A 12,385-nucleotide genomic window follows, 5' to 3' on the forward strand; every position below is an offset into this window, starting at 1 on the left:
CTTTAAAATTAAAAGGTATTCTCTTCTTAATATAGAAAAAGCTAGCTATATTATTTAAGAATGTTGACACCACTAATAAAATCATATATTCTTTAAAATTATTTGCAGTTCTAACAAAAACAAATAATAAAACAACATAAACTGCTCTTATTATTATGGTTTTTATTGTTATAAAATCATAATTTTCTAATCCTTCATTAACCCATTCTGTATAAAACATATTAGCTAAAAGGTTAAATGTTAATATCATACAAGCAACGTATAGTTCACTTCCTGAATAACTTACTTTTATAAAAGCTATATATGATAAAGTTGTAACTATATTAGTGATTAAAGTTAATGTAAATAAACTAGTAAATACTTGTGATAATTTTTCCTTATCATCTCTTACTCTACTAATTTCCCTTAAACCATATTGATAAACTCCAAACCCTGCAAATATGAAGAAATATCCATATATAGTTTGTGAAAAGTTTATAGTACCCATTAAATCAGGCCCTAATACTCTAAGGACATAAGGACCTATGATTATAGGAACTACTACGTTAAAAATATTTAGTAAGAACTTAAATATTATATTCTTTGATATAGACTTACTCATATTTCCCCCTAATCCTATTCAAAAACTCAAAAAATTTTTTTCTTAAAAGTTCAATTAAAATTGAACAAATAAATATAAATAAAACAATAGCTATTGTATAAATTAAAAAATTATTTTTATTAAAATAATTTTTGTAATTAAAACATTTATATATAACATTTCTTACCAAAGGATTATCATGTATTAAATATACACCGAATGTCAAACTAGAAATTTTATTTATATATGTATTTTTTATTTCTATTTCTTTAAAAAACAAAAATAAAGCAACCGACATTATAAATACAAGTCCAAAATTATAAGAATACTTTCCATATGCTCTATCCAAAATATATGAAGTAAATATATTAAATAATGCTAGCAAAATTCCTGTAACTATATAAATACTTAATGTTAAAGTCTTCTTAATTTTTAAATCATAAAAAAATAATCTTATATATGCACCTATGATATATAAAAATATAAAATAATACAAACTATAACCTGATTCGTTGTCAATTGGAACCGCTTTAGGTATTGATGGCCACATTACAAATACCAAAAACATAACTATATTTAATATAGTATATTCTCTTAAAGAAAGTACTATAAGTAATTTATTTATATAAAATGATAATATATATAATACCAAGAATATACTTACAAACCACCAAGTTTGCATAATTATTGGAAATATAGCTTGCAAAAAATCTTTTAAGGTTAATGTAGATATTTTAAATAAAAAAAATATTAAAAATATACTAACTGAATAAAAAATTACCTCTACATATATTTTCAAAATTTTATGCAATCTAAAACTTGATTTTATATTAAAAAATCCAGATATAATTACATAACAATTTACACCAACTATAGATATAGACTCTAATAAATTAACTATAATAAAATTATAATTTCCTATGCTTGTCCCGTCTAATGCTCCTCCATGTCCAAGAGTATGTAGGATTACTATCATAATCATACATATAATTCTTAATAATTCAAAATTTGATTTTCTTTCAATTTTTTTATTCATAATCTAAACCTCTATTATTAAAAACAATCTTAAATGTATTAATTATTAACTTATCTGGTCTTAAATAATCTCTATAGTACTTTTCATTATTTTCTTTCAATTTAGTAGCTAATTTACTGTCTTTTTTTATCAAATCTATTTTTTCAATTAACTCTTCAACATTATTAAATTCTAAATAATTTTTATTTTTATCAAAATTACCTGGCACCTCATAATCTAGTGGTTCTGAAATTATAATTTTACCCATAGCAACATATTCAGCAAATTTCCATCCTATAGAATTATGTAATCCTTTAGTAGCGATACATATATCATAACCTTTTAGTATATCTAAATATTTTTCTCTTTCTGTAATACTACTATCAAAAATTACACAATCTTTATAATTTTCTAATGAATATTCATCTTTATAAGCTCCACCCAGAAATTTATTACCATATTTTTTTTTACAACTTCTTATACAGTTAGCTCTAAATTTATTTATATTAATTCTTTCATTTCTAATCGTTTCATTCTCAACCTCTTCACTATCGGGATTCCAAAATCTAGTTAAAAAACAAATCTTACCATCACAATTAGAATTTTCACATTCAAAATCTTCTATATAAAATTTATTTTTACCTTTTTTTAACATTTTTTTCAACAAATTTTTTGCATTATATTTAAAACTATGAAAATCCCCATACTTAGAATTAACATCATAGTTAAGTCCTAATGGATATATTTTATCTGAAATATTTTTTTTCATATCACATTTAAAGCTTCTTTTAAAATAAAAGTCTATTTCATCCTTGTCAAAATCACACGCAAATACATCTCCGCTATCTTGAGTTTCATAAATAACTCTAATATTATTATTTATTAAAACCTCAATATAGCTTAATTGAGAGTCATTAATTATTTCTTTATCAATAGAAATTAATCCTTGTTTCTTTAGTTCAACAAAACCCGCAATTATCTGATTTAAATGAGGAGATTCTACATTATGAATAATCATTTTACAATTTAATTTTTCCATATAACTACTCCCTATTGTTAAATATTTTAATACCTTTATTATGATAAACTCTCATTTTTTCTTCTGGTAATTCCATATAATTATCACCATAATATTCATTCAAACAGTTTTTCTCATTTCTAGGAGCTAAAACATATATATCTTCAAACTTAATACTTTTTAACGGAAATATATCATTTATATTAAAAAAATTATTAAATCCAGAAACTTCTATACCATAACAAATAATTTCATTATTAATATCATTAGACTTAGTTGAGATATTTTTAGCTCTGTTATAAAATTTATAATAATCTTTATCTCTATAAAAAAAAGATAAAATTTTACATACTAATATTTTAATATTGGGCTTTATATTCTTAATAAAATTATTTTTAAATACTTTATTTGAATTCACACTAATTTCATAAAATTTAGCTAATTTATTTTTTTCTTTCAATACTTTACCTTCTGAATCAAAAAAGTCATAAGGAAAAATATCTACAAATAGACCATTTATCCCACTTTCTTCTATAAACTCACTATTTTTATGAACTATTTTACTCCATTGACATATCATACTCTTATCAGTATTAAAATTTTTTAAAAACAAATCATTAGGTAGTTCTTCTACACAAACCTTTAAAAATTTATTATAATCGCTTCTAAGCATACCTATATCTATATCATCATCCCATGGAATAAATCCACCATGTCTTACAGCTCCCAATAAAGTCCCTGACTCTATCCAATAATTTATATTATTTTTTTTACAAATTTTATCTATATCTCTTAGTATAGTAGTCATTAAAACTTGTGCATCCCTTAAACACATATTAATTATTCTCCTTTAAAGATTCTATATAAATTATCATGTTTTTTTACACATACATTTATATCATACATAGTAGCTTTCTTTTTAGCAGCTTTGCCTAGCTTTACTATTTCCTCTTTATTTTTTATCAAATATTCTATTTTTTCTCTTAAAGATTCTTCAATATTATCATTTAACAAAAATCCTTCTTTTCCATTTTCTATAAAATCAGAAATTCCTCCAACATTTGTTGCTATTATACACATACCATTAGACATAGCCTCAACAATACTTATAGGAGCACCTTCTACTTTAGAACACAAAACAAATATAGAATTTTGGTTCATAATATTTGCTATATCATTTCTATATCCCAAAAATTTTATTTTTTCATTTAAACATAATTTATTTGTTAAATCCATATTTTTCTTTAAAGTTTCTCCATCACCAACAAAAGTTAATTTAAATTCTTCTTTTATTTTGCTAACACTTTTAATTAGTATTTCTTGATTCTTAACATCTACAAACCTTCCAACGTGCAATATATTGTTAGGTTTTCTATTTATTATATCATCTCCGTTAAATTTAGATGTATCAATTCCATTTTCTATACATATTATATTACTAGTATTAAAGTATTCTTTACTCCTCATTTCTATTGTTTTTGAAATGGCTATTGCCTTCAGATTAAATTTATTAAACAATACAGAGTTAATATGTTTTTTTATCCCTGGAGAATCAAATTCTGGCATACTATGTATTGTATAAAATCTACTATTAACTCTATTTAAAATAATTCCTAACATAACTATATGACTTATAGATGTATGTATATGTATCACATCAGTTTTTATTTTTCTTAATATCTTTATAATCTTAAATGATGTTTTAAAAAACTCTTTACCGACTTTGTTGCAAAAAAATATATTTTTTACATATTTTTTCATATTAAAGTACAATTCATTTTCTATTTTTTCCCCTAATACAATTAAATATATATCATATACATTTTTATCTAATCTTTCTAATATATCTTCTAGTAATTTTTCAGCTCCACCTATTTTCATTTCAGAAATAACGTAAGTTAATTTTATTTTTTTATTCATTTTATACTCTCTTTTCCATAATTAAACTTATAAGCTAATGACAATATAAACATAAATAATAGCATTACATTGTTCATTTCTAAAAAATTATCAAAAAAGCTTAAAATAGCTAATGATACTATAAATATTATTGAACAATAACTTTCTTTGTAATTTATTTTGTACACCATATTTTTATATAAAAATCTTATATTAAATAATATAAATAAACTAAATAACAATAGTCCCAAATACCCAATCTCACCTTTTATAGTAACAATACTATTTTGAGGGTATGATAAAACTCCACTAAAATTCGATATATTTTCAAAAAAACTTTTAGTAAATGAACTAGCAATATATCTATATTCCTCATTAGTTTTAGGCTTTAAAAATTTTGCTATCATCAATTTGTCATCTGGTTTATACATTGTATCATATGCCAATAAATTTGCAGTTTTAGATCCATATCTTCCTACACCAACACCTATTAAATTATTAACTCCATTTATATTATTAAAGGTATATTTATAAGCTCTGAATTTTAAATTCATATTATCATTAGTTATATAATAATTAAGATTATTTTCATCAACTACATTTTTTAATAAACTAGTTGTTAAAGGTAAAGATACTATAATAAGTGATAATACGAATAAAGTAATTGATATTTTCAGCAATGTCTTTTTTTCAAAATTCACAAATACATTAATAGTAATAATTATAAATATAAAAATTAATGATATTAACTTTGCTCCTGATAAATATATAATAAATCCATAAACAATTAAATTATATACTTTTTTATTAAATGATATAGTACTGTCTTTATAAATTAATATTAAATAAATTAATAGAATTATAGAAATTGTATTAGCATTATCACAAGTTCCTGTAATACAGTCTGGATAAAAAGTTCCGTTTTTCAACAAAAAAATGCATTGAGCAACAACTGGTATTATCTGTAGCTTACATAAATAATAAAATTCCTTTAAATTATCTTCTTTATCACTTTTAAAAACAAAATACATATAATATAAAGAAAAAATCATAAAACCATATATTATTAATGGTATGAAAGAAAAATCATTTACTAAACTAATAGAATATGATATAAGTGACAAACTAATAAATGTTATATAAAATTTAAAATTAATATCTTTCTTTATTACTAATTTTGATAACATAGATTTTAATAAAACATAAATTATAACTCCATGTGTTATTAAGTAACTTGGAGCAAATATGGATAATACTAACATTGTATTTAAGCTTTTGTATTTATTTTCAATTAATATTAATAGCAACATAATTACTGAAGATGTCAACATTGTATTTAAACCAATTAACTTAAAAATTGTAATAAGTACTACATAAACTAAAATTAATTTATTATTCTTTATATTAATCACACCTATCTTTAATAATATTCTCATATTGCTTTTTGTATTCTATATAAAATTTATCTATATTCCATTTCAATTCAAAATCTATTTTACAATTTCGTTTCAAATTTTCCATTTTTCCCTTATTATTTTCTAAAAAATCTAGTTTTGATACAGCATCATCTATATCATAGTTTTCGTATAATACTCCATTAGTATCATTTATTATTTCAGGAATACCTCCAACATTTGATGCTACACAAGGAATACCACAACTAATAGCTTCCAATATAGTTATTGGTATCCCTTCCATATTAGATGGCATTATTAGTAAATCACTGCTAAAAAGATATTCTCCTACATTTTCTTTAAATCCTAGCAGTTTAACATTATCAAGTTTATTTTTTAAAATTTCACATTCCAAATATTCTCTTAATTCACCTTCACCTAGAATTAAAAATTCAATTTTTTTATTTATATATTTAATTTTTTTAATTATTTTAACTAAATTATAAATACCTTTAACTTCTGTCAATCTTCCAATAAAAATAACTAAAAATTTATCTCTATCAAATTCATTAATATGAATATTATTAGATTCATATTTTATACCTTTTATTCCATTATGTATTACATATACATTACTTATTTTATTATATAAATATTCTCTTATTGATTCAGAAACAGCAATAACTTTATTATTTCGTTTAAGCAATTTTATTTCAATTTTATTCATTAAAATATTTTTGATTCCTTTTTTTCTATCAAAATCCGATCTACTATGTACAGTAACAATATTTTTATTCTTCAATCCTATATTAGCTAATTGAAATATAAGGTTAGAGAATATTGAATGTAAATGAACTATGTCAAAATCATTATTTTTCAATATTATTCTTAATAAACAAATATTTTTAAATATTTGTTTACTATCATATAATAACCCTTTAATTACTATATTGTTATTTTCTTTATATTTTAAATTTAAAACTTCAAAAAAGCGAGTATTTTCCAAAGCTACTATAGTTATATTATTTTCATAATTATCACTAAAACTATCAATTAAATTTTCAACAACTTTTTCTGTACCTCCATATTCTCTTCCTAAACTTAAATACAATATATTCATCTTAATCTCCAATTAATATTTTCTAATAATTGATAATATCTTCAAATCATCAACTATATATCTTTTAAACATTCTTTTCGGTTCTTTACATAATCTATAAAACCATTCTAATCCACAATTTTGCATCCATCTTGGTGCTCTATTTATATTCCCTGCTTCAAAATCTATACTAGCTCCTATAGCTAGTGAAATTGGAACATTCAATTCATTCTTATACTTATATAAAAACTTTTCTTGTTTAGGTGCACCAAGCCCAACTGCTAGTATATCTGGTTTTACTTTGTTAATCATTTTTATTATTTCTTTTATCTCATCATCTTTTTTCTCAAAACCATAGCTTGGAGAATATGTTCCTACTATATTAAGACCCTCATATTTTCTTTTTAAATTATCTGCAGCTTTAGCAGCAACTCCTTCAGCAGCCCCTAATAAGAACATACTATATCCCTTATTTGCCGCTCTTTCACAAAATTTTGGAAAAAAATCTGATCCAGATATTTTTTCTTTTATTGGATTACCCTTAATTTTTGATATCCATATTAAAGGCATTCCATCAGTTAAAATTAAATCTGCATTTTTATATACATCTTGAAATTCCTTATCACTTTCTAATTTAACTATATGGTCAACATTAGGAGTAACAACATAGCTTGGTTTCTTATTTAAAATTAATTCTTCAGCCCTATTTATTGCTTCATCCATAGTTAAATTATCGACTTCTGTATTAAGAAAATTCATTCTACTCATATTATCAACACTTTCATCATTAATTTTTATAACACTTCCCTATAGTCTCTAAGATTATCCATATAATCCTTCTTAACTATAAAAATAGTATCTTCTGTTTCAACAGTCATAATATCTTCTATTCCAATCATAACTACTCTTTTTTCCTTATTAATAGCCATATTAGATTTTGATTCTATAACTCTAACATTTTCATCTATAATATTATTATTAATATCTTTTTCTCTATATCTTTCTACAGATCTCCAAGTTCCAATGTCATCCCATCCAATATCACTTGGAATAACTCTTATCTCATCTGCATTTTCTAAAACTGCATAATCAACTGAAATAGAGTCTGTCTTTTTATAATTATTATTTATAAGTTCTTGAAGTTTTTCTTCATTCACTTCTTCTATTTCTTTTAAGGCTTCATAAGTATTTGGAATATGTTCTTTTATTCTGTTTATTATGTTATCAACAGTCCACAGGAACATTCCCCCATTCCAAAGGTATGAACCATCCTCTAAATATTCTTCCGCTTTTTCTTTATTAGGTTTCTCAACAAATTTTTCAACCTTAATAACTTCACTATTATTTACTAAACTCTTATTTTCAGTAAACTTAATATATCCATATCCAGTTTCAGCCCTATTAGGAGTCATGCCTAAGGTAAGAATAGCTTCTTTATTTTCTTTTAAATACTCTTCTCCATCTAAAAGTATCTCTCTAAATCGATTTTCATTGTTTATTAAATGATCTGAAGGTAAGACAACCATAGTAGCATCTTCATAATATCTTTTAATAACTAAAGCTGATAAAGCTATACAAGGTGCAGTATTTCTTCCTTCTGGTTCAACAATTATATTTCTAAGTGGTAATTCTGGTAATTGTTCTTTTACTAAATCAACATATTTTTCACCAGTACACACAAATATTCTTTCTATAGGAATAATAGGTTTAACTCTATCTATAGTCATTTGTATCATAGTTTTTTCGCCTATTAATCTTAAGAATTGTTTTGGTTTTTCTTCAGTTGATAAAGGCCAAAATCTTGTTCCTTTTCCCCCTGCCATTATTAATGCACATAACATTTATACTATCTCCCCTTTAGCTTGCACTTTTATCTCCAAAAAGCACAAAAAATGTTTTAATTATTAATTTTATATCAACTAATGTGTTTCTTTCTTCCACGTATTTAAGATCAAGCTTCATCCATTCTTGAAATCCTATATCATTTCTCCCCATAACCTGCCAATAACATGTTAATCCAGGTTTTACTTCAAGTCTTTCCATCATCCATGGTTCAAATTGAGCCACTTCCTTAGGAAGACTTGGTCTAGGTCCAACTAAACTCATTTCCCCTTTTAGAACATTTATAAGTTGAGGAAGCTCATCTATGCTTGTCTTTCTTATAAACCTTCCAATCTTAGTTATCCTTGGATCATGCTTCATTTTAAACATTGGCCCGCTCATTTCATTCTGAGCCATTAATTTTTCTTTTAACTCTTCTGCATTACTAACCATAGATCTAAATTTATACATATAAAATTCCTTGCCATTTTGTCCAACTCTTTTTTGAGAAAAAAAAACTTTTCCCTTTGGATCTTCAACCTTAATTAAAATTGTTATTATTAAAATTAATGGACTTAAAACTATTAATCCAAATATTGATGCAACCAAATCTATAGTTCGTTTACAAATTAAGTAGCTTTTTTTCCCTTCATTCGTTTTTTTTTCTTCTTTTTGAATCTTTTCCAGAGATTCATACATATTAAGCTTACCCCCTAACCAAATTAACTTTTAATTCTACCTAACCACGTTTTATCATAATTGTAATTTTAAATATTTGTTTACATAACTTTATATAAAAACACTATAACCCCACCAATAATAACCTTAATTTATGTTTTTTTCCATAACAAAACCCAACTTACCCACCCATTCATAGGGTGGAAAGCTGTTATTAAAATTTATTAATCTTTTTTATAGTAGTGATAATATCCACTTCTTCTTTGTTCTTCTCCATTAAATACAATTCCAATTATGTTTGCATTAACGGCCTTTAAGTTTTTAGAAGCTTCTATTACTCCCTCTTTTTTTGCATATCCATATTTAACAACTAATATTGTTCCATCTACCTTTGTTGAAAGTATTTTAGGATCTGCCACAGCGTTTACTGGAGGGGCATCTAGTATTATGTAATCATACTTATCTTCTAATTGATTTAAAAGATGTTCCATAGCCTTTGAAGCTACCATTTCTGCTGGATTTGGAGGAATTGTTCCAGAAGGCATAACATGAAGTCCTGATTCATGTTTATAAACTACCTTATTAAATTCAACCTTTCCAATTAAAAATTCTGATAAACCAACTGAATTACTTATTCCAAATTCCTTATGAACAACTGGTTTTCTTAAGTCACAGTCAATTATTATTACTTTTTTTCCATCCTTAGCAAATGATATTGCTAGATTAGCTGCCGTTGTTGATTTACCTTCTCCTGGTTCTGAACTAGTAACAACAATAGATTTTACAGGTTTATCAAAGGATGAATACTGTATATTAGTTCTTAATGTTCTATAACTTTCAGCAGCAACTGACATTGGATTACTTTCTAATATTAACATTTAATTCTTCCTCCTTATTCCGTATAATCGGGTATTGTTCCTATTATAGGTAAATCTAAAGCTTTTTCTAATTCTTCTCTTGATTTAAATGTATTGTCTAAATATTCAAGTAGTAAAACTACTCCAACTCCAACCATTAATCCTAAAATAAAAGCAATAAGTATGTTAAGCTTCTTATTAGGACTTTCAGGGTATTCTGGAAGCTGAGGCGCTTGAATTATTTGAACATTACCATTTGGTATAAGTTTTTTAGATTCAGAAATAAATTCATATGTAATTGCCTTAGTCAAAGTTAAAGCATCCTTAGGACTTCCACACTTATATTTAATATCTAAAATCTGTGTATCAGCACTAGGTGTAACTGTAAGATTTCCTAATATTTTTTTAATTTCTTTATCATTATAATTTAAATTTGCATTTTTAGTTGCCTTAGTTACTAAGTCTGAAGTTTTAAGAATTTCAGAATAAGTTTTCATAAGTTTTTGGTACATCATAACATCATTATTGTCATAATTAGTACTTCCTTGTGTTTCTTGCTTACCAATGAAAAGTTTAGTTGTAGCTTCATACTGTGGCTTTATAACAAAAAAACTTAATATTGCTGATATTAATGTAGCCCCAATTGTTATTAAAGCTATTAACTTCCATCTTTTCTTTAATGCATAAGCAATCTCTTGTAAGCTTATAGTATTTTCTTCCATGAATCCTCCCACTTTATTTCTTGTTTAGTTTTTATCTTATTTTTAAATTTATCTCACTAATCTATAATATACCATTTTTAAATTTTAATAAATAGTATTTCTAATTATTGTAAATTGTTTTATTTTTACTTTTTTTGTTTTTAAAAAAACTTTAAAATATATTTAAATTAATCTTTTTCTTAAAAAAATAATTATTTTTTCCAATAAAAAAATACTAAATTTATAATTCTAAAAAAATAACCTTTTTTATAAAAATAAATCCTAATATATCAAAAATTTAATATATTATTTCTTAATTATTCATTTTTTATTTTTAAAAAACTTTTATCATATGACTTTTTTCAACATATATTTTAATCAATATAATTATTAACTTTCTGTTAACTTTTTTTTATTTTTCAAATAATATTCTAAAACTAAATTTATCTTACATTTATCATAACCTCTGATAATACCTCTCCAAAAATATACAATTTTTCTTTATCAATTCCTGAAATAGCTAATTCTACAATTTCTCTATTTATTTTTTCAAAAGATTCCATTTGTATTTTAGCTTTCTCTGTTAATGTTACTAAGTATGATCTTCTATCATTCTCATTAGGAAGCTTATCTAAGTATCCTTTGTATATAAGTCTATTTATTATTCCAGATATGGTTGGCTTGTCCATATCAAGTCTGGAAGCAATTAATACTGGTGTAAGTTCATCATTTTTTTCTAAATTCAAATGAAGTTCAACATCTTTTAAAAGAATAAATTGAGCTACTGTTATTCCCTCTTTCTCTAGTTCTTTATTCATTCTATTTTTAATCAATTTTGAGCACAAATTAATAGCATAAGTCAAATCATCCTTATTATAGTCATCTTTAGCCACTCTTTTCATAATATCTAATATTTTTTCTGCCCTCTGCTCTTTGTTTTTCATAATTTCCTCCAAAAAACTGAATATATAACTCTTAACACTACTAAAATTCTCATATTTTAGCATTAAAATCAATGTATATAAAGTTAACATTTTATTATTTAACTTTGAATCTCTTAATAGTTTTTTTTATTAGGCTCTCTTTTAAACTATTATATAAGTTAAATAAATCCTTTAAGAAAGCCACTAAAACTACTTTTACCTCTCTCTTTTAAACTAGTGTATATATTAAGTAGTTCTTATTGATATCAAAGTTTATCTTAATAAATCTTTATATATTTATATCTAGTGTATCTAAATAGGTCTTATGTGATAACTAAAATCAAGACTTTCTAAAAACAGAGTTATTAATTAAAAATACTTTCAAAAGAAAAAAGGCCTA

At 23.8% G+C, this 12,385-nt stretch carries 13 protein-coding genes; all 13 read right to left on the bottom strand.

Features of this window, described 5'->3' with window-relative positions; translation table 11 throughout:
- On the bottom strand, window positions 1-601 hold a 601-nt coding region (locus tag Q1K13_RS12785; protein ID WP_300351636.1), incomplete at its 3' end, for an oligosaccharide flippase family protein.
- A complete protein-coding gene (locus Q1K13_RS12790) occupies window positions 594-1,616 on the bottom strand; it encodes an acyltransferase (protein ID WP_300351639.1) in 1,023 nt (340 codons plus the stop codon). The genes Q1K13_RS12785 and Q1K13_RS12790, both read right to left, overlap by 8 nt.
- On the bottom strand, window positions 1,609-2,634 hold the full coding sequence (locus Q1K13_RS12795) for a glycosyltransferase (protein ID WP_300351641.1): 1,026 nt from the start codon (window positions 2,632-2,634) through the stop codon (window positions 1,609-1,611). The genes Q1K13_RS12790 and Q1K13_RS12795 overlap by 8 nt, the downstream gene beginning before the upstream one ends.
- A 4-nt stretch (window positions 2,635-2,638) precedes the next feature.
- Window positions 2,639-3,448, bottom strand: a complete 810-nt coding sequence (locus Q1K13_RS12800) for a LicD family protein (RefSeq protein WP_300351644.1) — start codon at window positions 3,446-3,448, stop codon at window positions 2,639-2,641.
- 5 nt (window positions 3,449-3,453) lie between these two features.
- Window positions 3,454-4,533 carry a glycosyltransferase family 4 protein gene (locus Q1K13_RS12805; RefSeq protein ID WP_300351646.1) on the bottom strand — a complete coding sequence of 360 codons (1,080 nt, stop codon included), beginning with the start codon at window positions 4,531-4,533 and terminating at the stop codon, window positions 3,454-3,456.
- Window positions 4,530-5,948 carry a hypothetical protein gene (locus Q1K13_RS12810; RefSeq protein WP_300351648.1) on the bottom strand — a complete coding sequence of 473 codons (1,419 nt, stop codon included), beginning with the start codon at window positions 5,946-5,948 and terminating at the stop codon, window positions 4,530-4,532. The genes Q1K13_RS12805 and Q1K13_RS12810 overlap by 4 nt, the downstream gene beginning before the upstream one ends.
- Window positions 5,917-7,026 (bottom strand): glycosyltransferase family 4 protein, encoded by a 1,110-nt coding sequence (locus Q1K13_RS12815; protein ID WP_300351651.1) that lies wholly within the window; start codon window positions 7,024-7,026, stop codon window positions 5,917-5,919. The genes Q1K13_RS12810 and Q1K13_RS12815 overlap by 32 nt, the downstream gene beginning before the upstream one ends.
- 12 nt (window positions 7,027-7,038) lie before the next feature.
- Entirely contained in the window at window positions 7,039-7,773 is a 735-nt protein-coding gene (locus Q1K13_RS12820) for a WecB/TagA/CpsF family glycosyltransferase (RefSeq protein ID WP_300351654.1), read from the bottom strand.
- 26 nt (window positions 7,774-7,799) lie between these two features.
- On the bottom strand, window positions 7,800-8,846 hold the full coding sequence (locus Q1K13_RS12825; RefSeq protein WP_300351657.1) for a mannose-1-phosphate guanylyltransferase: 1,047 nt from the start codon (window positions 8,844-8,846) through the stop codon (window positions 7,800-7,802).
- A 16-nt stretch (window positions 8,847-8,862) separates the two neighbouring features.
- Complete coding sequence (locus Q1K13_RS12830; RefSeq protein WP_300351659.1) at window positions 8,863-9,525, bottom strand: sugar transferase; 663 nt, start codon at window positions 9,523-9,525, stop codon at window positions 8,863-8,865.
- A 203-nt stretch (window positions 9,526-9,728) separates the two neighbouring features.
- The gene (locus Q1K13_RS12835; RefSeq protein WP_300351662.1) at window positions 9,729-10,382 is read right to left on the bottom strand and encodes a CpsD/CapB family tyrosine-protein kinase; all 654 of its coding nucleotides are present in this window, start codon (window positions 10,380-10,382) and stop codon (window positions 9,729-9,731) included.
- A 14-nt stretch (window positions 10,383-10,396) separates the two neighbouring features.
- The gene (locus tag Q1K13_RS12840) at window positions 10,397-11,083 is read right to left on the bottom strand and encodes a YveK family protein (RefSeq protein WP_300351664.1); all 687 of its coding nucleotides are present in this window, start codon (window positions 11,081-11,083) and stop codon (window positions 10,397-10,399) included.
- A gap of 422 nt (window positions 11,084-11,505) precedes the next feature.
- The gene (locus Q1K13_RS12845) at window positions 11,506-12,006 is read right to left on the bottom strand and encodes a MarR family winged helix-turn-helix transcriptional regulator (protein ID WP_300351666.1); all 501 of its coding nucleotides are present in this window, start codon (window positions 12,004-12,006) and stop codon (window positions 11,506-11,508) included.
- Window positions 12,007-12,385: the final 379 nt, after the last annotated feature.

This window comes from Clostridium sp. (assembly GCF_029267215.1).
In the GTDB taxonomy this organism is placed as follows: domain Bacteria; phylum Bacillota; class Clostridia; order Clostridiales; family Clostridiaceae; genus Sarcina.